Annotated in this window: 25 protein-coding genes; 15 read left to right on the forward strand and 10 right to left on the reverse strand. The window is 54.8% G+C overall.

All coding sequences use genetic code 11. From position 1 onward, the window contains the following. The first annotated feature begins 34 nt into the window (after positions 1 to 34). Complete coding sequence (gene amyA, locus AC2FC2_RS02125) at positions 35 to 1,525, forward strand: alpha-amylase (RefSeq protein ID WP_490658638.1); 1,491 nt, start codon at positions 35 to 37, stop codon at positions 1,523 to 1,525. A 123-nt stretch (positions 1,526 to 1,648) separates the two neighbouring features. Beyond that, positions 1,649 to 2,497, forward strand: coding sequence for a PA4780 family RIO1-like protein kinase (locus tag AC2FC2_RS02130; RefSeq protein WP_037425137.1), 849 nt, complete (start codon positions 1,649 to 1,651; stop codon positions 2,495 to 2,497). A 33-nt stretch (positions 2,498 to 2,530) separates the two neighbouring features. On the opposite strand, the gene AC2FC2_RS02135 is transcribed toward AC2FC2_RS02130, so the two are convergent. Beyond that, complete coding sequence (locus AC2FC2_RS02135; RefSeq protein ID WP_265556279.1) at positions 2,531 to 2,749, reverse strand: DUF7661 family protein; 219 nt, start codon at positions 2,747 to 2,749, stop codon at positions 2,531 to 2,533. 66 nt (positions 2,750 to 2,815) lie between these two features. Between AC2FC2_RS02135 and AC2FC2_RS02140 the strand changes: the two genes are divergently transcribed. Then, positions 2,816 to 3,628: an AraC family transcriptional regulator gene (locus AC2FC2_RS02140; RefSeq protein WP_490658639.1), complete on the forward strand. Its 813-nt coding sequence runs from the start codon at positions 2,816 to 2,818 to the stop codon at positions 3,626 to 3,628. Here the strand turns inward: AC2FC2_RS02140 and AC2FC2_RS02145 are convergent. Both AC2FC2_RS02145 and lsrG read right to left on the reverse strand, forming a co-directional pair. Next, positions 3,625 to 4,218 (reverse strand): LysE family translocator, encoded by a 594-nt coding sequence (locus tag AC2FC2_RS02145; RefSeq protein ID WP_209632257.1) that lies wholly within the window; start codon positions 4,216 to 4,218, stop codon positions 3,625 to 3,627. The genes AC2FC2_RS02140 and AC2FC2_RS02145 overlap by 4 nt on opposite strands. A gap of 87 nt (positions 4,219 to 4,305) precedes the next feature. After that, positions 4,306 to 4,599, reverse strand: coding sequence for a (4S)-4-hydroxy-5-phosphonooxypentane-2,3-dione isomerase (lsrG, locus tag AC2FC2_RS02150; protein ID WP_209632256.1), 294 nt, complete (start codon positions 4,597 to 4,599; stop codon positions 4,306 to 4,308). A 187-nt stretch (positions 4,600 to 4,786) separates the two neighbouring features. On the opposite strand from lsrG, the gene lsrK reads away from it, so the two are divergent. The 7 genes from lsrK to AC2FC2_RS02185 all read left to right on the forward strand — a co-directional run bounded on the left by lsrK (position 4,787) and on the right by AC2FC2_RS02185 (position 10,844). Further along, the gene (lsrK, locus tag AC2FC2_RS02155; protein ID WP_209632255.1) at positions 4,787 to 6,352 is read left to right on the forward strand and encodes an autoinducer-2 kinase; all 1,566 of its coding nucleotides are present in this window, start codon (positions 4,787 to 4,789) and stop codon (positions 6,350 to 6,352) included. A 235-nt stretch (positions 6,353 to 6,587) separates the two neighbouring features. Next, complete coding sequence (locus tag AC2FC2_RS02160) at positions 6,588 to 7,772, forward strand: MFS transporter (protein ID WP_209632254.1); 1,185 nt, start codon at positions 6,588 to 6,590, stop codon at positions 7,770 to 7,772. A 61-nt stretch (positions 7,773 to 7,833) separates the two neighbouring features. Continuing rightward, positions 7,834 to 8,727, forward strand: a complete 894-nt coding sequence (locus AC2FC2_RS02165; RefSeq protein WP_490658640.1) for a LysR family transcriptional regulator — start codon at positions 7,834 to 7,836, stop codon at positions 8,725 to 8,727. A gap of 50 nt (positions 8,728 to 8,777) precedes the next feature. Further along, positions 8,778 to 9,239: a GNAT family N-acetyltransferase gene (locus AC2FC2_RS02170; RefSeq protein ID WP_265556275.1), complete on the forward strand. Its 462-nt coding sequence runs from the start codon at positions 8,778 to 8,780 to the stop codon at positions 9,237 to 9,239. A gap of 58 nt (positions 9,240 to 9,297) precedes the next feature. Then, a complete protein-coding gene (gene yajD / locus AC2FC2_RS02175) occupies positions 9,298 to 9,639 on the forward strand; it encodes an HNH nuclease YajD (RefSeq protein WP_037425115.1) in 342 nt (113 codons plus the stop codon). Between the two features lie 276 nt (positions 9,640 to 9,915). After that, the gene (locus tag AC2FC2_RS02180) at positions 9,916 to 10,551 is read left to right on the forward strand and encodes a division plane positioning ATPase MipZ (protein ID WP_037425112.1); all 636 of its coding nucleotides are present in this window, start codon (positions 9,916 to 9,918) and stop codon (positions 10,549 to 10,551) included. Then, positions 10,548 to 10,844, forward strand: coding sequence for a hypothetical protein (locus AC2FC2_RS02185; RefSeq protein WP_209632252.1), 297 nt, complete (start codon positions 10,548 to 10,550; stop codon positions 10,842 to 10,844). The genes AC2FC2_RS02180 and AC2FC2_RS02185 overlap by 4 nt, the downstream gene beginning before the upstream one ends. 32 nt (positions 10,845 to 10,876) lie before the next feature. On the opposite strand, the gene AC2FC2_RS02190 is transcribed toward AC2FC2_RS02185, so the two are convergent. Genes AC2FC2_RS02190 through AC2FC2_RS02205 form a run of 4 tightly spaced genes read right to left on the reverse strand, consistent with a single transcriptional unit; the run spans position 10,877 to position 14,417 of the window. Further along, positions 10,877 to 11,608, reverse strand: a complete 732-nt coding sequence (locus AC2FC2_RS02190; protein ID WP_265556274.1) for a substrate-binding domain-containing protein — start codon at positions 11,606 to 11,608, stop codon at positions 10,877 to 10,879. Continuing rightward, positions 11,601 to 12,380 carry an ABC transporter ATP-binding protein gene (locus tag AC2FC2_RS02195; RefSeq protein ID WP_209632250.1) on the reverse strand — a complete coding sequence of 260 codons (780 nt, stop codon included), beginning with the start codon at positions 12,378 to 12,380 and terminating at the stop codon, positions 11,601 to 11,603. The genes AC2FC2_RS02190 and AC2FC2_RS02195 overlap by 8 nt, the downstream gene beginning before the upstream one ends. After that, complete coding sequence (locus AC2FC2_RS02200) at positions 12,373 to 13,371, reverse strand: FecCD family ABC transporter permease (RefSeq protein WP_404760107.1); 999 nt, start codon at positions 13,369 to 13,371, stop codon at positions 12,373 to 12,375. The genes AC2FC2_RS02195 and AC2FC2_RS02200 overlap by 8 nt, the downstream gene beginning before the upstream one ends. Then, on the reverse strand, positions 13,368 to 14,417 hold the full coding sequence (locus AC2FC2_RS02205; RefSeq protein WP_490658641.1) for an ABC transporter substrate-binding protein: 1,050 nt from the start codon (positions 14,415 to 14,417) through the stop codon (positions 13,368 to 13,370). The genes AC2FC2_RS02200 and AC2FC2_RS02205 overlap by 4 nt, the downstream gene beginning before the upstream one ends. 334 nt (positions 14,418 to 14,751) lie before the next feature. Here AC2FC2_RS02205 and AC2FC2_RS02210 point away from each other — a divergent pair, with 334 nt between their 5' ends. Beyond that, complete coding sequence (locus AC2FC2_RS02210; RefSeq protein ID WP_490658642.1) at positions 14,752 to 15,774, forward strand: methyltransferase; 1,023 nt, start codon at positions 14,752 to 14,754, stop codon at positions 15,772 to 15,774. A gap of 109 nt (positions 15,775 to 15,883) precedes the next feature. Here AC2FC2_RS02210 and bglX read toward each other — a convergent pair whose 3' ends face one another. Both bglX and AC2FC2_RS02220 read right to left on the reverse strand, forming a co-directional pair. After that, a complete protein-coding gene (bglX, locus tag AC2FC2_RS02215; RefSeq protein WP_209632247.1) occupies positions 15,884 to 18,181 on the reverse strand; it encodes a beta-glucosidase BglX in 2,298 nt (765 codons plus the stop codon). 114 nt (positions 18,182 to 18,295) lie between these two features. Next, entirely contained in the window at positions 18,296 to 19,225 is a 930-nt protein-coding gene (locus AC2FC2_RS02220; RefSeq protein ID WP_265556271.1) for a LysR substrate-binding domain-containing protein, read from the reverse strand. A gap of 342 nt (positions 19,226 to 19,567) precedes the next feature. On the opposite strand from AC2FC2_RS02220, the gene AC2FC2_RS02225 reads away from it, so the two are divergent. Both AC2FC2_RS02225 and AC2FC2_RS02230 read left to right on the forward strand, forming a co-directional pair. Further along, positions 19,568 to 20,722 (forward strand): pyridoxal phosphate-dependent aminotransferase, encoded by a 1,155-nt coding sequence (locus tag AC2FC2_RS02225; protein ID WP_490658643.1) that lies wholly within the window; start codon positions 19,568 to 19,570, stop codon positions 20,720 to 20,722. Positions 20,723 to 20,764: 42 nt separating this feature from the next. Further along, positions 20,765 to 21,544 (forward strand): ABC transporter substrate-binding protein, encoded by a 780-nt coding sequence (locus AC2FC2_RS02230; RefSeq protein ID WP_265556269.1) that lies wholly within the window; start codon positions 20,765 to 20,767, stop codon positions 21,542 to 21,544. 38 nt (positions 21,545 to 21,582) lie between these two features. On the opposite strand, the gene ddlA is transcribed toward AC2FC2_RS02230, so the two are convergent. Beyond that, the gene (ddlA, locus tag AC2FC2_RS02235) at positions 21,583 to 22,686 is read right to left on the reverse strand and encodes a D-alanine--D-alanine ligase (RefSeq protein WP_209632243.1); all 1,104 of its coding nucleotides are present in this window, start codon (positions 22,684 to 22,686) and stop codon (positions 21,583 to 21,585) included. 170 nt (positions 22,687 to 22,856) lie between these two features. Here ddlA and AC2FC2_RS02240 point away from each other — a divergent pair, with 170 nt between their 5' ends. Further along, complete coding sequence (locus tag AC2FC2_RS02240) at positions 22,857 to 23,060, forward strand: ParD-like family protein (RefSeq protein ID WP_208060662.1); 204 nt, start codon at positions 22,857 to 22,859, stop codon at positions 23,058 to 23,060. Then, positions 23,057 to 23,851 (forward strand): type I methionyl aminopeptidase, encoded by a 795-nt coding sequence (gene map, locus AC2FC2_RS02245; RefSeq protein WP_209632242.1) that lies wholly within the window; start codon positions 23,057 to 23,059, stop codon positions 23,849 to 23,851. The genes AC2FC2_RS02240 and map overlap by 4 nt, the downstream gene beginning before the upstream one ends. The last annotated feature ends 75 nt before the right edge of the window (positions 23,852 to 23,926 follow it).

Consider the following 23,926-nt stretch of genomic DNA (forward strand, 5'->3'; position numbering starts at 1 on the left):
GCACCTCCTTTTGGCCAATTAGGGCGGCTTGCTCATGACGAAAAAAACCACGTTGCTGCAGTTTTTCCATTGGTATTATCCCGACGGCGGAACGTTATGGCAGGAAGCCGCCGAACGCGCCGCACATATTGCCGAATTGGGCATTACCGATCTGTGGCTCCCTCCCGCGTACAAGGGCGCATCCGGCGGCTATTCGGTCGGTTACGACAGCTACGATCTGTTCGATCTAGGCGAGTTCGATCAAAAAGGCAGCCGCGCGACCAAATACGGTGACAAAGAGGCGCTGGCCCAAGCCGCCACGACGTTACGCGACAACGGCGTGCGGGTAATTTATGACGTGGTATTCAACCATAAACTCGGCGCCGACGAGAAAGAACAGGTGCACGTGTATAAGGCGGACGCCAATAACCGCAATGATATTAACGATCAGGGCTTCGATGCACTGGCCTACACCTGTTTCACCTTCCCCGGCCGACAAGGCACCTACTCTCAGTTCATTTGGAATTACACCTGCTTTGGTGGCGTTGATTACGTCGAACAGCCTGATGAGAAAGGCGTATTTAAAATTGCCAATGACTACGGCGACGACGGCTGGAACGATCAGGTCGGCGACGAGAAAGGCAATTACGATTATCTGATGGGCGCCGACGTTGAATTCCGCAATCCGGCTGTGGTGGAAGAACTGAAATACTGGGCACGCTGGCTGATGGAAACCTTGCCGTGCGATGGCTTCCGTCTGGATGCCGCCAAACACATTCCGGCCTGGTTCTTTAAAGAGTGGGCTGACCACATACGTGACAGCGCACAACGTGATCTGTTTATCGTTGCCGAATACTGGTCGCACGATTTGAGCGCCCTTCAGCAGTATATTGACCTGGTCGATGGCAAAGTGATGTTGTTCGACGTAGCCTTGCACCTAAAGTTTCACCAGGCATCGAAACAGGGGGACGGGTTCGACATGGCACACATTTTCACCGATACCCTGACTGCCGCCGATCCCGCACATTCGGTCACGCTGGTCGCCAACCACGACACTCAACCGCTACAGTCGCTGGAAGCGCCAGTCGAACCCTGGTTCAAGCCACTGGCTTACGCCTTGATCCTGTTGCGCGAACAGGGCGTGCCTTGCGTGTTCTATCCCGACCTGTACGGTGCCAGCTATAAAGACAAAGGCAGCGACGGCCAGGAATACCAAATTGATATGCCGATCATCCCTGAACTCGAAAAGTTGATTCAGGCGCGACAACGCTTTGCCAACGGCGTGCAAACCGATTATTTTGATGATAAAAACTGCGTGGCTTTCAGCCGAAGCGGTACCGCCGACGCTCCTGGTTGCGTCGTGGTGCTGACCAATGGGGCTGAAAGCGGCAAAGCGGTTTCGCTGGGTGCTGAACTGGCACATAAAAACTGGCGCGATCTGCTTGATAATCGGCAGGATGAGGTCACCACCGATGAAAACGGGAAGGCGACTTTTCCGGTTAACGGCGGCAGCGTCAGCGTTTGGGTTTTGGCAGAAACCCTGTAGAGAATGCGCCGTTGCGGCAATGTGTCGCAGCGGCGACAAACTAAATTTTGCCTTTCGGGTCTAAATGAGGGTAACACCTTAGCAAACCATTCACACCGGAGCCTAAATAGGGTACAAGGCTGCATGAAAATTCCAAAACGACTCCAGCCATTGGTAGATGATGGTTTAATCGACGACGTCATCCGCCGTTTGAAAAGTGGCAAAGAAGCCGACGTGTTTATCGTGCGCTGCGGCGAAGAGATCCGCTGCGCCAAAGTTTACAAAGAAGCAGACAAGCGTAACTTCAAGCAGGCCGTGAACTACCAGGAAGGCCGTAAAGTACGTAACAGCCGCGATGCACGCGCCATGAGCAAAGGCTCTAAGTTCGGTCGCCAGCAGCAAGAAGAAGCCTGGCAGAATACGGAGGTCGATGCGCTGTATTTGCTCGCCAAAGCGGGCGTGCGCGTGCCGCAACCAGACATCTGTCTGGATGGCGTGTTGTTGATGGAACTCATTACCGATGAAGAAGGCCTGGTGGCCCCGCGTTTAAGCGATGTGACCCTGACGCCGGAACAGGCAAGGGCCGATCACGCACTGATGATGAACTACGCCGTGCGCATGCTGTGCGCCGGGCTGGTACATGGCGACCTGTCGGAATTCAACGTGCTGATGGACAAAAACGGGCCAGTGATTATCGATCTGCCGCAGGTCGTGGACGCCGCCGCCAATAACCACGCCAAAAGTATGTTCGAACGCGATATCAATAACATGTCGCATTATTACGGCCAGTACGCGCCTGAACTGCTTGGCAGCAAGTACGCTAAAGAGATTTGGGCGTTGTATCAAGAAGGCAATCTAACGCCGGCGAGCGTGCTGACTGGCAAGTTTATCGAAAGCAATAAACGCGCGGATGTCGGCTCAGTTCTGGAAGAAATCCAGGCGGCAAGCGAAGAACACCAGCGCCAGCTGATGGCCCGCAACGAAGAAGATTAAACGCTGCCCCGGTCATGTCCCCGTGACCGAGGGCTATTCAATTCTGAAGACGTCAGGATGGCGCTCCGTCGCTGCCTCATGGTAAATGTCCCCCAGATAACCGGCAATGTCATCCTCGGCCAATTCATCTGGCAACACGATGTCGTGGCTACGCGCATATTTTCGCTCCGGCAAGGTCACGCGAAAGAGCTGCCATTCTGCTCCCACCCGTTTGACGCCCAGCAGGCGACCGAACACGTTAAAAATCATCATCGCACTCCCTCCAGCGCATATTTTACGCTATAACAAGCTAGCCCCTCACGCCAGAAAGGAAAGCCAATGACCGAAAATGTACCGCAGTTCTGGCGTGACCCGCTGCTCCCGTTCGTGGAAGCCCGTGCCATTGAAGATGGCCGCAAGGTCTGCTACGCCTTACACAGCCATGAGATCTTTTCCATCGGTGCCATCACCGATGGCACCAGCATTTATATTAACGGTAGCCAACAGTTGCAGGTCAGTACCGGGGATGTGGTGATAATTAACCCGCAGCAAGCCCATGCCTGCAATCCAATCGGTGACCAGCGATGGTCGTACATCATGTTTTATATCGACGCCGTTTGGCTGGGTAAATTGCAGCAGGAAATCAGCGGGGGCGAAGGGGGGTTTATCCCGTTCAACCCGATGCTCAGCCGTGATCCTGCCCTGTTCAATGGCCTGAATCGGCTTTATGCGCTCTTGATTGACCCACAGCGCGGCCATCTGGAAAAACACATTGCCCTGATAGAGTATTTCTCTGAACTGCAAATCCATCAGGGCAACGCTCGCACGCCAACAACCGAGCACCCCAGGCTGGAAACCGCGGCGGCGTTTATCAGCACGCATTGCACTCAGCCGCTGACGTTAGAAGCCATTTGTCAGGCCGCCTCACTGTCACCGTCTTACCTGATTCGCGCTTTTAAACAGCGTTACGGTATGACACCACACGCCTATCTGGTTAATCGACGTATTCAATTCGGCCACCGGCTACTCAAACGTGGATACCCCATTGCCGCAGCCGCCAGCGAAAGCGGCTTCGCCGATCAGGCGCACTTTCAGCGCACCTTCAAACTGCTGTTGGCCGCAACCCCCGGCCAGTATCAAAACCCACGCTAAACACCGTCGGCCAACAGATAGCAGGCGCTGGCCGCCAACAACAACGCCATCAATCGATTAAAACGCCGCACATTACGGGCCTGTTGCAGCAGGCCCGTGAGCATGGCACCCACATAGGCCCAGCAAGCCACCGACGCATAACAAATCACAAAGTAAATCACCGCGAACTGCCACAACAGCAACCGATCGCCGTCGGCGACAAAGGCCCCCAAGCTTGCCACCGAAGCCAGCCAAGCCTTGGGATTTAGCCACTGCAACAGTGCGCCATACCAAAAAGACGGCGCTTGCGCCTGGCTGCCGTTACCCAGCCGCCCGTCATCAAACGCCAATTGATAGGCCATAAACAGCAAAAATGCGATGCCAGCCCACTGGAGCACCTGCGTCAGCACCGGCCACAACAGCAACAACTTGTGCAGCCCGAGCCCTATCAGGATTAACAACAGAGTAAACCCCAGTGTGGCGCCAGAGACATGGCGCAGGGTGGCGCGAAAACCGAAGTGTGCCCCGGCGCTCAGCGCAACAATATTGACCGGACCGGGGGTAATCGAGGCGGCCAGCGCAAAAGCGGCCATCGAAAGATAGATATTCATTACGGGCACCTGAGAAAGAGTTCACAGATGCCAGCCTGACGATTCGGGCGCGCGCTGTATTGAACAAAATTACCCTAGCGTTACGCCCTAACCCGGCATTAAGCCGATGAAAGTCGTTTTCTTACGCGGGCCTGTCATCAGCGCTTCAAGCTTTTCCACGCATTGCAGATAGTGTGGCGTTTTTTTGTGCGCGGCGACGGCCTGCTCGTCTCGGTAAGCCTCATAGATATAAAAACGCGTTGGGATAGTTTCATCCTGCAGCACGTCAAAACGCAGATTACCCGGCTCCTCGATCGCCCCCAAGTGATTGGCGCGAAAGACCTCAATAAACTCGTCGATTTTGTCCTGTTTAACGTTAATTTCTACCAGAGTGACGTGCATGACTGCTCCTTGATTCACTTTGAAGGTCAATGTGCTTTCCAACCATAGATTTATTCCCGCCGATTTACCCCCCGCAGCGGCAATTTTGCTGCGCAGTTCACAAATCCCGCGCCCCCCCTCACTTCCCCCACAAGCGTGAGGGAAGCGACATCTATAGTTAAGATTCAAACCCCAGAGAGTGTGAGCTATGGATAACTATTTGATGGCGCTGGACGCCGGCACCGGTAGCATTCGCGCGGTAATTTTTGACTTGGCAGGCAACCAGATAGCCCAGGGCCAGGCCGAGTGGCGGCATTTGGCGGTACCTGACGTACCCGGCTCAATGGAGTTTGATCTCACCCACAACTGGCAATTAACCTGTCAGTGCATCCGCCAGGCGCTGCAAAACGCCGGCCTGACTGGCCAGGCGATCCGTTCCGTAGCCTGCTGTTCCATGCGCGAAGGCATTGTGCTCTACGATCGTAACGGCGCACCTATCTGGGCCTGCGCCAACGTTGATGCACGTGCCAGCCAGGAAGTCAGCGAACTGAAAGAACTGCACAACCATAATTTTGAACGTGAGGTTTACCAGTATTCAGGTCAAACGCTGGCGTTGAGCGCCATACCACGCCTGCTGTGGCTGGCGCATCACCGGCCGGATATTTACCGACAAGCGGCGACGCTGACCATGATCAGCGACTGGCTGGCGAATATGCTAAGCGGCGAACTGGCGGTGGATCCCTCTAATGCCGGTACCACCGGCATGCTGGATTTAGTCAGCCGCGACTGGCGTCCTGCATTGCTCGACATGGCAGGGCTGCGTGCCGACATGCTTTCCCCGGTGAAAGAGACGGGCAGCGTGCTGGGGTATATCACTGAACTGGCGGCAGAACAAAGCGGGTTGCTGCGCGGTACCCCGGTCGTGATGGGCGGTGGGGATGTGCAACTGGGTAGCCTGGGGCTGGGGATCGTGCACGCCGGGCAGACCGCGGTGCTGGGCGGTACCTTCTGGCAACAGATCGTCAATCTGCCGGAACCGGCAACCGATCCAGAGATGAACATCCGCATCAATCCACACGTGATCCCCGGTATGGCACAGGCAGAATCGATCAGCTTCTTCACCGGGTTGACCATGCGCTGGTTCCGCGACGCCTTTTGTGCCGAAGAAAAGCTGATGGCGGAAAGGCTCGGCGTAGACGCCTACAGCTTATTGGAAGAGATGGCGGCGCGAGTACCACCCGGAGCCTACGGCGTGATGCCGATATTTTCCGATGCCATGCATTTTAAAACCTGGTACCACGCCGCACCGTCGTTTATCAACCTGTCGCTCGACCCCGAGCGTTGTAATAAGCAGACGCTGTTCCGGGCGCTGGAAGAAAACGCCGCCATTGTGTCGGCGTGTAATCTGGAGCAGATCGCCCGTTTCTCCGGCGTGCAGGCGGGCTCACTGGTATTCGCCGGCGGTGGTTCAAAGGGCAAATTATGGAGCCAGATCCTCAGCGACGTCACTGGCCTGACGGTACGCGTCCCCGTGGTGAAAGAAGCGACGGCGCTAGGCTGCGCAATTGCTGCCGGCGTGGGCGCCGGGCTGTATGAATCACTGGCACAAACCGGCGAAAAACTGGTGCGCTGGGAGCGCGAATATCAGCCGAATATGGCCAATCATGCGCTGTATCAGCGGCAAAAAGAGACCTGGCAACAGGTCTACGCCGATCAGCTCACTCTGGTTGATCACGGGCTGACCACCTCGATGTGGAAAGCGCCGGGGTTATAATCTTCACTCGGGCGCTGCCAGCTGCGCCCTTTGCATAATCTTATGCCGATTACATCGTTGGCCTGACGCCCCAGCGCCAGCCGCCGCCCCGCTCGCTTCCCGTGATTATTCCCCCACAGAAACAGTGTAACCACCGAAAACGGATTTATCCGCCGCAGATGCCTGCGTAAATTGTGATCTCTGTCACTCCGCGCTGGCCGCGCGGTTTACACTTACACTTGGGACGAACGGTACTATGCTGAATAATAATGATAAACCTGCACCATCACCCTGGCTGGCGATTTTTTCGCTCACCGTCGCCTGTTTCGTGATGGTCACCACCGAATTTCTGCCGATCGGCCTGCTGACCAACATCGCCCCCTCCCTGGATGTCAGCACCGGCAAGGCCGGACTCATGGTGACCGTACCCGGTATCGTCGCGGCCATCGCTGCGCCCGCATTGAGCCTGGCGGCCGGTCGACTTGATCGTCGCCTGCTGATGTTGGCGCTGAGCGTGCTGCTCACGGTCTCCAATCTGGTCTCTGCCCTGGCGGTTAACTTCCCGATGATGCTGCTGGGCCGTGTGCTGCTGGGCATTTGCGTCGGTGGCTTCTGGGCTTTCGCCGCCAACTACGGCCGCCATCTGGTCCCTGAAGCCAGCCAGGGCCGCGCCACTGCCCTGATCCTGAGCGGCATTTCAGTGGGCGCCGTGTGCGGTGTTCCCGCCGGCGCATTGATCGGTGACCTGTTCGGCTGGCGTGCAGCCTTCTTTGGCAGTGCCGTACTGGCGGTCGGGGTATTGTTGGCGCAACTACGCCTGTTGACGTCGGTCCCCCCTACCCGCCCTGTGACCCCACGCGATCTGCTGCTCCCGCTGCGTCTGCCGATGGCACGTACCGGGCTTATCGCCATCGTTCTGTTGTTTATCGGCCACTTTGCCGCCTATACCTACCTGAAACCGCTGCTGCAGCAGGTGTTTGTTCTCAGCCCATCGGCGATTTCACTGCAGCTGCTGGCCTACGGTGCCATTGGTTTGCTCGGTACTTTCCTTGGCGAGCGGCTGGCTGAACGCAGCCTACGAGCCACCTTTATCCTGATTGCCGCGATGCTGGCCGCGATCCTGATCGTCTCACCGTTCCTCAGCGGTATCGCGGGTGCCACATTGATGGTGATGGTATGGGGGCTGGCGTTTGGCGCGGTGCCGGTCTGCGCAACCAACTGGATGTTCGCCGCCGTACCCCAAGCCCCGGAGGCGGGCCAGGCATTATTGGTCTGCGTGATTCAGATTGCTTTAGCCTCTGGCGCACTGCTGGGTGGAGAAGTGGTCGACTGGCAAGGCGTCAGTAGCGCGATGCTGTTCGGTGGCGCGCTCACCCTGTCCGCCGCGCTGGTTTTCGGTCTGACCTTGCGCTCCGGCATGATTGGCGCTAAACAGTCATAATCATTGTTCATCCGCAGAAATACCCCCCCGGCATTGGCCGGGGTTTTGCACTGAGAGCGTTATGGACCATCATTTACTCGCTATCCGGGTATTTAACCGCGTAGTCGAAACCGGCGGTTTCACTCGCGCCGCGGATTCGCTGCGGATGCCCAAGGCCACCGTCACCAAGCTGGTTCAAAACCTGGAAGATCATCTGCAAACCAAGCTGTTCCAACGCACCACCCGCAGCGTGTCGGTGACGCCCGAAGGCGAATGCTATTACCAACGCACGGTTAAGTGGTTGGCTGAACTGGAACAAATGGAAGGCAGCATGACCGAGTCGCAAAGCGCGCCGCAGGGGGTGCTGCGCATTGACGCCGGTGGCTCGACCGCACGCCAACTGCTGCTGCCCGCGCTGCCGGACTTTATCGCACGTTACCCGGAAATCCAGATCGATCTGGGCGTAGGCGACCGGCTCATCGATCTGATTAACGACAGCGCCGACTGCGTGATCCGCAGCGGTCCGCTGGCAGATTCCAGCCTGATTGCCCGCCGGTTGTTCGCGCTTGAATGGGTGACCTGCGCAACCCCGGCCTACCTGGCACGCTACGGTACGCCACAGCACCCTTGCGACCTGGAGCAGGGCTATCCGCTGGCACACTACCGCCATGCGCTGAACGATCGCATCCAGCCGCTGCACTTTGTCGATCGGGGCAAGGAGATTGATATTCAACATCGCTATCACGTCAGCGTTAACGAGGGCAATGCCCTGCTGGCGGCGTCGCTGGCCGGCCTGGGTATCATCCAGACCTTCCGCTTTATGGCGCAGCAGCATCTGGACAGCGGCGAGCTGGTCAGCCTGCTGCAGGATTGGCAGCCACCAAACGAACAGATGTATGTGGTCTATCCCTCCAACCGCCATCTCAGCGCCAAGATGCGCGTGTTTATCGATTGGGCGATAGAGACCTTCAAATAAGCGGAAACTGCCACCATAGTTGGCTATCACTGGGTAAAACAAACTGAATCATGCATATTGAACAACTTTCTGCGTATCGCCAGCGCATTGATGAACTGGCCGCATTGCTGCATCAAGAATGGCGGGATTTCTCCCCGTGGAGCTGCCGCGAAAAAATCAGCCGGCGCCTTGAACAACGTTGCGAACCGCAGCACCCCGGCATGGCGCTGTTGGCTCTGTCGCCGCAACAAGAGATCCTCGGTACTGCCAGCCTGATCGTTTACGAACTGGCGGACAAGCCGGAGCGAAAATTCTGGCTGGGTGAAGTCTTTACTCACCCCCAGCACCGCGGACAAGGGGTGGCTCGCCACTTGATCGATCACTGCGTCGCCCACTGCCGCCAGCAACAAATTGCTCAATTGTATCTCTACACTCCCGATCAACAGCTGCTGTATCAAAAACTGGGCTGGCAACCGATTGAGTTGCGAGAGGTTTGCGGCGAAGAAGTGACGGTGATGTGTCGCACGCTGTAACCCGGCGCTTTGTGATATTATTAGACGCATTATTGTTATCACCCGACAGGCACCGACCATGGCATATATCCCAAAAAACTACGCGAGGCTGGAGACCGGCTACCGCGAAAAAGCGTTGAAAATCTTCCCTTGGGTTTGCGGGCGTTGCTCGCGCGAGTTTGTTTACTCAAATCTGCGCGAACTGACGGTCCACCATATCGATCACGACCACAGCAATAACCCTGAAGATGGCAGCAACTGGGAAATGCTGTGCCTGTACTGCCACGATCATGAACATTCAAAATATACCGAAGCCGACCAATATGGCTCAACGGTGATCGCCGGTGAAGACGCGCAAAAAGACATCGGCCTCGCGACCCACAACCCGTTTGCCAATCTGAAGTCGATGCTGAAAAAGTAGCGCCCAAGGCTCTTCATTACTGGTAGCTTAATAACTTATTAAGCTACCAAATTAAAATAATCCCCCTACCTCCCACATCTTCCCAGAACATTCCTACTTACCCACTGACTCAATTACCAGCAAAATAGGCTGTAAAGTTAACCGCATACGGCTTGGCAAGCCGCCGCAGTTGGTGCATATTGTTCAGGCGTTATTGTTGTTAACCTGTTTAATTATCAACCTAACAAGCATATTAACTTAATAAGTTATCAGCTTAATAAATTAAGAGATGGCAGCATGATTGTTTTGATTGGCTCGCAAAAAGGTGGCGTAGGAAAATCAACCAAGGCGGTCAATATCGCCGGGTATCTGATTCTTAAACAGGGGAAAACGGCCATCATCGTTGATGCTGACGATCAGAAATCAATCATGACCTGGTATAACGACCGCCAGAATGTTGAAGGCCTGCCGCATATCCCTGTGGTCGCCGCCTCAGGCAAAATCAAAGAAACGCTGCTGGAGCTGGATCGTCATTACGACTATGTGATTGTCGATACCGCGGGCCGCGATAGCGCCGAACTGCGTTCGGGCTTGCTGGCTGCCGATCTGTTCCTCTCCCCGTTGCGCCCATCGCAGATGGATCTCGACACCGTCGGCTATCTGTCGGAAATGTTTGCCACCGCGCAGGAGTATAACGAGAAGGTGAAAGGCTACATTGTGCTGAACATGTGCCCAACCAACATCTTTATTAATGAAGCCAACGAAGCGGCGCAGGTGTTGAGTGAATACCCAGAATTGACGTTAGTGAGCAACCGTCTGTGTGATCGCAAGATCTACCGTGATGCCTGGGGTGAAGCGATTACCGTGCACGAGGCACATAACGCAAAAGCGCAGGCAGAAATCGAAAGCCTGGTAAAAGAGGTGATTCTGTGAAAAAGCGCACCCCAACCCACCGCATGTCAGAAGACGAATTTATCAACAGCGCCACCTCGCACACCTTGTTGGTGCCCGCAGCCGAAGCCAAACCACAGGGCCGCAAACGCACTTATAAAGCCATTTCAGTCAGCCTGACCGATAACCATATCGATGCTATCGATGAAATTATTATGCAGGCCGCACGTAATGGCGTGGTGCGCATTACCCGTTCAGACATTATCAAGCTGGCGATTGACAGGCTGGCGGAAAAAAGCGAAGAACACCTTATGCAACTGCTGAAAAAGCTGTAGTTAACTTCACAACCTGCCAGCTTAATAAGCTATTAGCTCACCACGTTGGCAGGTAAAAACCCCTGTTCCTGCAATATCGCCTGCCCCTGCGCCCCCAGAATAAACGCGGCTAAACGCTGCGCTCGTTCATCCAACAGGCACAGGCCGTAGTCAGCCCTAATCGCCAGCGACGGCGGGAAATACCTTACCGCCAGTTCGGGAAATTCAGCTAACACGCTGCCATAGCTGGCATAACCGAGAAAAATGTCTGCCTGGCCGCTGTTAAGCAGATACTCCGCCGCTAGCCGGCCCGGCGGCAGCGGTGCCGAGTCAGGCCCCCCCACCAATGCCAGCGCCCGTTGCCGCAGTGAATCCCCCGCTCCCGGTGTTATCGTTTCAATGCGGTCAAACAACTGTTGTGCATAGTCACCGGAAGGGTCGGCGCCTGGCGTGGACGTCGCAATCCGCCAGCGTGAATCCAGTAACACCGACAACAATGGCGGTTTAGTTAACTCGGTAATATTGCGCACGGTGGCGCATAGCCGATTCTGTGCAAAACGTTGCACCCGCGGTGATAGCCGCAAATCAACCAAGCGCTGTGGGTGTGCCAGATTGGCCGACGCAAAAATATGCGGATGCTCTCCCGCTTCGATTCGCTGGCGCAACAGACCCGCCGGGCCAAACAGGGTGTCTACCTGTTCACCGGTTTGTGCCTGAAACGCCGCCAGCAAGGGACCCAACGCCCCACGCAGGCTACCGGCAGCAAACAGCAAAATATTACTCACGCTCCCGCTCCCGTTGGCTACGATACAATGGCACCAGCGTTTCAAACTGCCGACCGTCAATCTCTACAGCCACCCGCTCAATGGCCAAATTAAACAGCGGTGACAGGCTCTCGGCGGTGAGTACCCTGGCGCATGCCCCAATTTGATGTTGCCCCGAGGCCCCCAGCAGTAAAGCCCGATCGGCCACCGCATGCGCATGATTAGGTTGATGAGTAGAGAACATTACCGCCATCCGTCTTTCCCGTGCCAAATGCGAGATCAGGCTCAGCACCCTATCCTGATGGTGCAAGTCCAATGCCGAGGTCGGCTCATCGAGCATCAACACCTCACAGCTCATCGCCAGGGCGCGGGCTATCAACACCAGCTGCCGCTGTCCGCCGGACAAACTGCCGAACTCGCGATCGGCGAAGCTCAGCATATCCAGCGACTGCAGGGCTTCTTTAGCCAGCCGATGATCCTGCGCCGACGGCGAACGGAACACCCCCACGTAACGCGCACGCCCCATTAACACAATATCCAATACGCGATAGGCAAAGGGAGCCGCGAAATGCTGCGGCACAAAGCCAATACCGTTTCCCCGTTCAACAGCGCCCTTTTGCAACGGCAAAGTACCCAGCAGCAGCTGCATCAGGGTACTTTTACCACGCCCATTCGGGCCGAGCACCGCCAGTACCTCACCGCGACGCAGTTGCATATTCAGTTGGCTAAATAACGGTGCCTGACCCGGCCAGCCAAAACTCAAATCGTTGACGGCCAATAACGTATCACCCATGCCAACCTCTCAGCTGCGCGCGGCGCAACAGCAACGCAAATAGCGGCGCACCGATCAATGCCGTTAAGATGCCTAACGGAATTTCACTGCTGCTCAACGTACGCGCCAGATCGTCGATCAAAACCATATACAGCGCCCCCAGGCACATAGAGGCCGGCAACAGACGCCGATGATCGGGGCCGACCAACAGCCGCGCAATGTGTGGGATCACTAACCCTACCCAACCGATACTGCCGCTGACCGCCACCTGCGCAGCAACGATCGCTGCGCACAGCGTCAAAATGAGCCAGCGAGTGCGTTCGACGTTAACCCCCAGCGCAGCAGCATCTTCGTCCCCCATCGACAACACATTAATGCGCCAGCGCAATGCCAGCAGCATCCCGCCAGCCAAGAGCAGCGGCAGGAATAACATCAGCAGTTTGCTATCATTCGCGGTGGCAAAACTGCCCAACAGCCAAAATACGATGCTCGGCAGTTTCTCTTCGGTATCGGCGAGATATTGCAGCAGGCTGACGCAGGCAGAGAAAAATCCACTGAGGATCACCCCGGCCAATACCAGAGACAAGATATTGCGCCTGGCAATGACACTGGTCATCGCGAAAATGAACAGTAACGCCGCCATGCCGAACACGAATGCAGACAGCAGCAGCATCACCATCGGCAAACTGAGCAAAATCGCCAATGTGCCGCCAAATGCGGCACCGGAAGAGACACCAATAATATGAGGGTCCACCAGCGGGTTACGAAACACCCCTTGCAGCGCAGCGCCGCATAAGGCCAATGCGGCACCTGCGCCCATCGCCAGCAGCACCCGGGGCACGCGTACCCCGAGGATCACCTGGCGCTGGACCGCATCAATCCCTCCCTGTGGCCCGGTAAGCGGCTCCAGCAGAATCATCAAACTGTGCGTCGCCGATACCGGATAGCGGCCAATGCCCAAGGACACTAACGCACACAGCACTGTCAGTAGTATCAGCCAGCCAAGCTTCATTGCTCGCTCTGGCAGCAACTGCTGCGATAATACTGTCGATAATAGGCGTCCACCCGCTGCTGCAAATTAACGTCGCTGAAGCGCTGTGGGTAAAGCTTTTTCGCCATCCACAGTTCGCCCAACGCCAGCGCTTCCGGCATGGGGTAGCCCCAGGCCTTGGCGTATTCAGGCATCAGGTAGACACGTTTATTTTTCACCGCATCAATACCCTGCCACTGCGGGGAGCTGAGGATTTGTTTCACCACCTCAGGATAGCGTTCTTGCACAAAAATCACCGCCGGGTTCCATTTCAACACGTCCTCAATCGACACCTGCTTAAATCCCTGAATATCTTTTGCCGCCACGTTCAGCGCACCCGCATGCTGCATCATCAGCCCTGTGTATTTGCCTGAGCCATAGGTGGTTAAATCCGGGTTAGCCATATAGACCCGTACGCGTTGATCTTCCGGCACGTCCCGCAGCCGATCGGCCACCAGCGTCCGCTGTTGGAACACGTCCCGAATCAGCGCTTCAGCCTGCGGTTGATGGCCCATTACCGTACCAATAAGACGAATGCCGTCTTGCAGGCCAAGATTGTAAGCCTGGTCTTCATCGTTCAGCACCGGGTTCATTTTCCCGGCCTGATCCGCCGCTTCACGGCGCAGCGAAACCGCAACCACAGGGATACCTGCACCTGCTATCTGAGCAATCATTTCCGGCGGCGCGTAGTTGGCAACAAACACCACCTGCGGATGCAATTTGAGCAGGCTTTCAATGTTCACCGACGTGAGATCGCCCGGCATCGGCATGTTCGCCAGTGCCGGTGCCAGCCGCAGATAGTTTGGCCCAAGTTGCTTTTTCCAACTGCTAAGCACACCCACGACCTGCGGCATAGCATCAAGTTGCACCAACAGATTCAGCGTCTGGTGTTGCAGCACTACAGCGCGGGTGATGGTATCGGGCAACGTGACCTGCCTGTTGAGTTGATCGGTAACCTGGCGATCTGCCTGCGCGGCGGAAGAAAACAGGATGATAAATAGCAGCATCCGAGGGAAGCGTTTGAACATGGGAAATTCCGGTGAGTTATCGTTATATACAAAATCATATAGCGATAACCCTGGCGAAACAATCAGCGGGATCAAAAAACAGTCTAAAGGCACCGGATTGCCCAAAAAAACCAATAACCGATTAATGTAATTACGTATTATATTTTCACATTAATTTATTCCACCATTTGAGGTGGCCAAGATAATATAGTTTGCTAATTTATTTAAAAACAACGTTTAATAAAAAGGGTGTAAAAACATCAAATTAATAAAAACGCGCAAATTGACTTTGCCAAAATATAATTAATGACTTAGCATTTATTAATTACACCCGGTGACTCATCAGGACACTGCAATGGATAAAATGCTTAGAAACCCCAATTACTGTGACAAGAGCATTTTCGATATCACGATGAATTTATATGCTTACCCGGCAATTATTATAGCCCATAGATTGGGAATATTTGAATTTATTCATAACCAACAAAGCACCATCAAAGAAATCTGTTCAGCGGCCCATATTGAACAACGCCCTGCTGAAGCCATTATGGCTACATTACGGGCGTTGAATTTGGTACGAATGGAAGAAGGAATATTTCACCTCGCCCCGGAAGTGGAAGAGTACCTGTTAAAAGACAGGCCTAACTACTTCGGTTATTTCTGGGATCTGATGTATGAAAACAGTGAGAATTTTTCTCTGAAACAGTTAGAGAAAGCCATTAGAAAAAACACGGCGCAGGCCTACGGCGAGCAGGATCTTTTCGATACGCACACCCTTGATACAGATAAGGCACGGAAATTTACTCACGCCATGCACAGCCTGAGTATTGGCTCGGCAAGCATCTGGCCGACCAGACTGTCATTGGCGCAATACCGTACGGCGCTTGATATTGGTGGGGCATCAGGTGCCCATGCGATCAGCATGGTTTCGTATTGGCCTAATCTGACTTGCACTATTTTTGATCTGCCGGAAGTCTGCCCAGTTTCAGATGACTATGCCCGTCAATATGGGTTAAGCGATCGCATTAATACCCATAGCGGCAACATGTGGCAGGATCCTTATCCCAACGCAGATTTACATTTATATTCAAATATCTTTCACGACTGGCCACTGGATAAAAACAGATTTCTGGCTAAAAAAAGCTATACGGCACTCCCCGTAGGAGGAAGGATTATTATCCATGAAGTTCTGTATAACAGTCATCAACCCGGGCCACTGGCCGCAGCAGCCTATAGTCTTATGATGTTAGGTTGGACACACGGCAGACAATACTCGGGTGAAGAAATTGGTGAGCTATTACTGCAGGCTGGATTCAAACAAATAGAAATCATTCCTTCTCTCGGCTATTGTAGTATTGTGACTGCACAAAAAATGTAATTAGCACCTCAGCAAAAATAATGCGGCGTAAACGACGACAACCGCTTTTCGCCAGATTATCACGCTCAAAAATGTGACCGCCCCTGCAATCCGGGGCGGTCGCAGGTGATTACTTCAGCGTAAAACTTTGCGCCTGTACGTTGTCGGAATCCAGCCCCACCATCACGTTGAACTTGCCCGGTTCTGCGCCCCATTTCAGGCTGGCGTTATAGAACTTGAGATCGTCTTCAGTGATTGGCAGCTCAACGGTCTGCGCCTGGCCCGCTTTCAGCGTGACTTTTTTAAAGTTGCGCAGCTCTTTCACCGGGCGGCTAACCGACGCGGTCACGTCCTGCAGATACAACTGCACCACGGTCGCACCGTCATATTTACCGGTGTTCTTGAGCGTAACGCTGGCGGTGATCTTGCCGTTGCGCGCCATTGTCGGGCTGGAGAGTTTCAGGTCCGACAGGCTAAAGCTGGTATAACTCAGGCCGTAACCAAACGGATACAACGGGCCATTGGGTGAATCAAAGTAACGGGAGGTGTACTTGCCCGGATTTTCCTTGCCAAATGGACGGCCAGTATTCAGATGGTTGTAGTACATCGGGATCTGCCCGACCGAACGCGGGAAGGTCATCGGCAGTTTGCCTGACGGGTTGTAGTCGCCAAACAGCACGTCGGCCACCGCATTGCCGCCTTCGGTGCCGCTGTACCAGGTTTCCAGCATCGCATCGGCCTGTTGGCTTTCCCAGCTCAGCGCCAGTGGGCGACCATTCATCAACACCAACACCAGCGGCTTACCCGTGGCTTTCAGCGCGGCGATCAGGTCACGCTGACTTTGTGGAATGGTAATATCGGCGCGGCTGGAGGCCTCGTGCGCCATACCCTGCGACTCACCGACGACGGCCACCACCACATCGGCTTTCTTCGCGGCCTGCACCGCCTCGTCAATCATCTGCTGTGGCGGGCGAGTATCAAACACCACAGCCGGTTCATACTCGTTCAGGTAGTCGATAATGCTCTTGTCCTGAGTGACGTTGGCACCCTTGGCGTAGAGAATCTTCGCCTTGTCACCCACCGCACGCTCCAGCCCTTCGCGAAGGGTCACCGACTGTTTGACCACCCCAGCGGCTGACCAACTGCCCATCACGTCACGTTGACTGTCGGCCATCGGGCCGACCAGCGCAATGGTGCTCTGCTTGCTCAACGGCAGCGTCTGCTTGTCATTCTTCAGCAGTACCATGGTTTTACGTGCAACCACGCGCGCTTCGGCACGGTGCAAGCGGCTTTCGGCATTAGTGTCTTGTGGATCAGACCCCACCGGGCCAAGGTGGGTATACGGGTCTTTGAACAAACCCATGTCATATTTGGTATTCAACACGTCCCGACAAGCGCGATCGATGTCGCTTTCCGACACCAGCCCGTCCTTCACCAATCCCGGCAGGTATTGGTCGTAATATTCGTCGCTCATGCTCATGTCGACACCAGAGGTGATCGCCAGCCGCACGGCGTCGCGCGGATCTTCAGCCACACCGTGTTTGATCAGTTCTTTAATCGCGCCGTGATCACTGATGGTGATGCCCTTAAAGCCCCACTGGTCGCGCAGCAGATCTTTCAGCAGCCACGGGTTAGCGGTCGCCGGAATGCCGTTCACCGAATTGAGCGACACCATAACGCCACCGCTGCCTGCATCCACCGCTGCCTTATACGGCGGCAGGTAGTCCTGGTACATTCTCAACGGGCTCATATCGACCGTGTTATAGTCGCGGCCTCCTTCGGTGGCACCGTACAGTGCAAAGTGTTTCACGCTGGCCATGATTGCACCGGGCTTGGAAGGATCGCCGTTTTGATACGCATCCACCATCACTTTGGCTATTGTAGACACCAACCAGGTATCTTCACCGAAACCTTCCGATACCCGGCCCCAGCGCGGATCGCGGGTGATATCCACCATAGGGGAGAACGTCATGTTCAGGCCGTCGTCGCTGGCTTCCTGGGCCGATACGCGGCCACTGAGCGCAATGGCTTCGAGATCAAAACTGGCGGCCAATCCGAGGCTGATCGGGAATACGGTACGCTGGCCGTGCACCACATCATAGGCGAAGAACAACGGGATTTTCAGGCGGCTGAGCTGCATGGCCTGGTCCTGCATCGCGCGGATATCCGGTCGGGTAACCGTATTGAAGATGGCACCAATTTGGCCCTTACTGATACCGTCGCGGATCGCCTCTTTCGGGTTATCCGGCCCCACGCTGATTAATCGCAACTGCCCGATTTTTTCTTCCAGCGTCATCTGTTTCATCAGGTTGGAGACAAAGGCGTCGCGCTGCTGCGCATTGACACCTTGCATGACGGTGCTTTCCTGCGCAAAAACCGGGCTGATGGCCAGACCGGACAACATACTCACCACACAAAGCCATTTCATATTTTTTATCTCAGGCATGTTCCCATCGCAGGCCGCGGCGGGGATGATCAATCAATGTGAAAAGCAGTGTGCCATACTCCTTTTCACCGCAGAAATAATTTGTAATGTTAAAGGTTACAAGCTGTTAGCGGAGGCTGGGCGATAGTTTTGCAGCCGGGCACGGCTTTGCGCAGCCTCGTCGCCGAGGAAATCGACCAGCGTGGCTAATGCAAGTGGTTGCACAGCCCGTTCAGGATAGACCAAATAGTATGCCGCGCCGCTGACAACGCTGAGTGCGAAAGGTGTGACGATGCGCTGCGCCTGAATATCCTCTTCCAACAAGCACAAATCGCCGATGGCGATCCCAAAACCCTGTAGCGCGGCGCTCATCGCCAGATCGAGCGTATCGAAATGCTGCGCCTTGCGCGAAGGCAGTGCCTCTTTTCCTGCCGCTTTCAACCACAACAGCCAATCGCGACGATCGCGCGTCGGGTGCAGCAGGGTTTTCTCTGACAGATCGGCCAGGGTTGGTGGCTGGGGTAATTCGGGCAGATAAGACGGCGTGCAGACCGGCGTGAGGATTTCATCGAACAGATGATGCACCGTCAACTTTTTGCCCTGAGGCCGCCCGAACACCACGGCGGCATCGAAATGTTCCGCGCCGAAATCCAGCCCGTGCGATACCGAAGCGGTCAGCTCAATGTGCATTTCCGGTCGTTCATTTTGCAGCCGAATGATGCGCGGTAACACCCAGCGCATTGCACAAGTCGGGCACTTTATACGCAGGGTTCCTGACTGCGCCCCAACCCGCGATAACGCCTCATCCAACTGCCCCAGAGCCTGCTGCACCGGAACCACTAGCATTGCGCCCTGTGGGGTCAGTGCCAGGCCACGTGCTTGACGGCTAAATAATGGGTAGCCTAGATGCTGCTCCAGCCCGAGGATCTGCCTGCTCACGGCCCCCTGCGTCAGGTGCAAACTCTGAGCGGCATGGGTGAAATTCAGCCGTTGAGCCACCACCACAAAGGTTTTTAACACATCGAGCGACGGTAATGGTGTCTGCATAGCGAGCTCCTCTGGATACTTAAAATTACAAAGATTCCCCCAAATAATTGGAACGACATCCAGGCGGCCAATGAACGCAGCCCGATAAGCTGACATGAGCCAGTAATTCGGCTAAGCGGCAAATCTGCCGGGAGCAGATTTGAACGTTGCTTGCAGCCGCCCCCTTAGGGGTGAGGCCCAAGAATGGGCCAAATCACGTAGCCAACGCCGTGATCGTTTCAAGAATGAAGGGGAATTAGGCATGATCTGCATGCATGGCAAGTATGACAAACTTTCCCTTGTTGGCCTACCGTCATTGATGCTTAATCAAACGACACTTCCCCCTTCTTCCTGGAGCCACTCATGCAGAGCGCCTGCTCACACCGCTCGAAGTTGCCGGACGTCGGCACCACTATTTTTACCGTTATTGGCCAGCTCAGTGCTGAACATCAGGCGTTGAACCTGTCGCAGGGCGCACCCAACTTTGCCTGTGAACCGCAGTTGGTTGAGGCGGTAGCGCAAGCCATGCGTGCAGGTCATAACCAATACGCCCCGATGAGTGGCGTAGCGGCGTTACGATCGGCACTGGCAGATAAAGTCGAACAATTGTATGGCGCGCGCTACGACGCCAACGAAGAAATCACGGTCATTGCCAGCGCCAGTGAAGGATTGTACTCCGCCATCAGCGCGCTGGTGCACCCGGGCGATGAGGTTATTTATTTCGAACCGGCATTCGACAGCTATGCCCCTATTGTACGTCTGCAGGGTGCCACCCCGGTTGCCATCAAGCTTTCGTTACAGGATCTGCACATTGACTGGGATGAGGTCGCTGCCGCCATCAACAGCAAAACGCGGATGATCATCGTAAACAGCCCGCATAACCCAACGGGTAGCGTATTTGGCGAGCATGACATTGAGCGACTGACCGCCCTGACGCGTAACACCGACATCGTTATTCTGTCCGATGAAGTGTATGAGCACGTTGTTTTCGACGGTGACATTCATCACAGCATGGCACGCCACCCGCAGTTAGCCGAACGCAGTGTGATTGTCTCGTCATTTGGCAAGACCTATCACGTGACGGGCTGGCGCGTCGGTTACTGTATGGCACCCGCAGCCTTGATGGACGAGATCCGTAAAGTGCATCAGTTTATGGTGTTCTCTGCCGATACACCGATGCAATATGCCTTCGCTGACGCATTGAGCAACCCGCAGAGTTATATGGGACTGGCGGCCTTTTATCAGCAGAAACGTGATTTACTGGCCAGCGCGCTGCAAGATTCTCGCTTTGAATTGCTGCCCAGCCGTGGCAGTTTCTTTATGTTGGCCCGTTTTAGCGGCTTCAGTCAGGAAAGCGACAACGATTTTGCGGTACGCCTGATCCGCGAAGCCAAAGTGGCGACTATCCCGCTGTCGGCGTTTTACAGCGACGGAACCGACACCGGTATTATTCGACTGAGTTTTTCAAAAGATAACGAAACCCTGCTGGAAGGCGCACGCCGTCTGTGTCAGGTGTAATGTATTCATTTTTGCTTTGACCATGGGAAAAGGGCTCTGAATATGAAATCACTGAAAACGTTGATCGCCGCAGGCTGCCTGCTGGCCGCCGGTTCCACGCTGGCGGCGGAAAATACGCTGCGCTTCGGCCTGGAAGCACTGTATCCTCCATTCGAATCCAAATCTGCCAGCGGTCAGCTTGAAGGTTTTGATATCGATCTGGGTAAGGCCGTATGCGCCACTGCACAGTTGAAATGCACTTGGGTCGAAACCTCATTCGATAGCCTGATCCCGGCGTTAAAAGCACGCAAATTTGACGCCATTAACTCGGCAATGAACGTCACTGACCAACGTCGTCAGGCCATAGATTTCACCGACGCAATCTATCAGGTGCCGAACCGGCTGATCGCCAAGGCGGACAGCGGCCTGCTGCCAAATGCCGCCTCATTGGCTGGCAAGCATGTCGGCGTGTTGCAAGGCTCAATTCAGGAAACCTACGCCAAGGTACATTGGGCACCGCAAGGCGTGGACGTCGTGTCTTATCAGGATCAGAACCAGGCTTACCTTGATCTGACCGCCGGACGCCTCGACGCCACGCTGGTGATGGCTCCTTCAGGGCAAAGCGGTTTTCTGTCCCACCCTGACGGCAAAGGCTTCGCCTTTGTTGGCGATGCGGTCAGTGACGACAAGATCCTGGGTGAGGGCATTGCCTTCGGCCTGCGTAAAGGGGATGACGCACTGAAGAAAAAGCTGAATGACGCCATCGTCAAAGTGAAACAGCAAGGCACTGTGAGCCAGTTGGCAAAGAAATACTTTGGCGATATTGATGTGACAGTGAAGTAAAAAAACCAGGGGCGGAAATCACTTCGCCCCTGTTTGCTTTAGCGATCGAACACCGAACTGTTCAACGCGCGATCTTGCTGATGGCGCTCCAGCGCCAGTTCAATCAGGCGAGTAATCAGTTGGCTGTAACTGACGCCACTGGCGGCCCATAATTTGGGGTACATACTGATGTTGGTGAAGCCCGGCAGCGTGTTGATCTCGTTGATCACCACGTTGTTGTCCGGCGTCAGGAACACGTCCACACGCGCCAGACCGAAGCATTCCAGCGCACGAAACGCTTTCAGCGCTACGTCACGTATTTTGTCGCTCACCTCCGGCGTAATCGCCGCCGGCACGATCACCTGAGCACCCTGCTCATTGATGTACTTGGTATCGTAGGAGTAGAAGGCATCGCTCAACACAATTTCACCACACAGGCTGGCCTGCGGTTCATCGTTGCCCAATACGGCGCACTCAATCTCACGGCCAACAATCGCCGACTCCACCAACACTTTATGATCGAAGCTGAACGCCAGCGTCACGGCAGCCTCAAAGCCGGCGCGATCCTGGACCTTGCTGACTCCCACCGAAGACCCCTGGTTAGCGGGCTTAACAAACAAGGGCAATCCCAGGCGTTCGCTGAGCTGTTCAAAGCTGAATTTCGCGCGATTAACGCGTGTCAGTGTCACAAACGGCGCGACTGCCAGCCCGGCATCACGCAATAAACGTTTAGTGACATCTTTGTCCATGCTGACCGCCGACCCTAGCACACCGGCACCGACGAACGGCAGATTGGCCATCCGCAGCAACCCCTGCAGCGAGCCGTCTTCCCCGAGCGTGCCATGAACGATGGGGAAAATAACGTCGAGCTGGCCCAGCGTGCTGGCGCTGCCAGATTCGATCAGCTGTTGTTTTTCCTGGCCGGGGATCAGAGCCACATTTTTATTTGAGCGGTTCAGTGCTATCAGCGCCGGGTTTTCCGCATTCAGCAGATAATTGGACGCATCGTTAATGTGCCATTGCCCCTGCTTGTCGATCCCCAATAGCGTGACGTCAAACTTCTCTTTGTCGATTGCATCCACGATGTTCTTTGCCGATTGTAGCGAAACCTCATGCTCCGCCGATTTACCGCCAAAGATCACCCCAACACGTAATTTAGCCACGCCTTAAATCCTTCTGAAAAATCAGTGCAAAAAAAGTCGTTTATCACAATAAACGCATTGCCCGACGGCGGCAATCATTGTGACCCGGAATCTTCCTATGCCACGGATTGCACAATTCTCACCATCCCAAACGTATACACTTCGTATATAAATCGCTTATGGAGCTGATTATGGGCATTGTGAAAATTTCAGACGCACTGCATGACGATCTTCGCCTCGCAAGTCTCTCGATGACGCGTTCAATCAACGCGCAGGCGGAATACTGGATCAAGATCGGGATGTTGGCGGAATTCCATCCGGAACTGACCTACCCCCAACTGGTAAAAAAAATGATGAAAGATAACGCGCTGACGTTGAAGGAGATTGTCGGGTGAAAGAGATTGTGATCAAAACGTCGGAAGAAATTGCCAAAATGCGTCACTCTGGCGCCCTGCTGGCGCAGGTGTTTGCTATGCTCGATGAGGTGATTGTCGAAGGCATCTCTACTATGGAGATCAACGACCGCGCCGAAGCCTTTATCGTCAATGAGTTGAAGTCGCGCCCGGCCAGCAAAGGCCAGTACGATTTCCCTTATGTGCTTAATACATCGATCGACGATGTGATCTGCCACGGTATTCCTTCTGCCAGTAAAATTTTGCGTTCCGGCATGATCGTTAACGTAGACATTACGCTGGAAAATGACGGCTACATCGCTGACTCCAGTAAAATGTACTGCATCGGGCAGACCACGCCCTTGGCCAAGCGGCTGGTAAACACGGTGTATGAGTCACTGTGGCAAGGCATCCGCGTAGTGAAACCCGGAGCCACATTGGGTGATATCGGCCATGCTATTCAGCAGCACGCCGAAAAAGCCGGCTACAGCATTGTGCGCGAATACTGCGGCCACGGCATTGGTCGCGACATGCATGAAGAACCCGCGGTGTTGCACTTTGGCATGCCGGGCACCGGCATGGTATTACAGGAAGGCATGGTGTTTACCATCGAGCCCATGATCAACCAAGGCGATCATCGGATTAAGCAGAAAAAAGACGGTTGGACGGTAGTGACCCGCGACAAGAAGCTCTCTGCCCAATGGGAGCATACCGTCGCAGTGACCGCCGACGGTGTGGAAATCCTGACGCTGCGAGACGAAGAGCGTCGGGCTGGCTACCTGGAACGTTATTAATTCACGCAAGCTATCAACTTAACAAGCTAATAGGCCATTACATTATTACCCTATGGCTCTCACTTTACCGCCGAC

It is taken from the genome of Serratia sp. CoH_122_TC_1 (genome assembly GCF_058191755.1).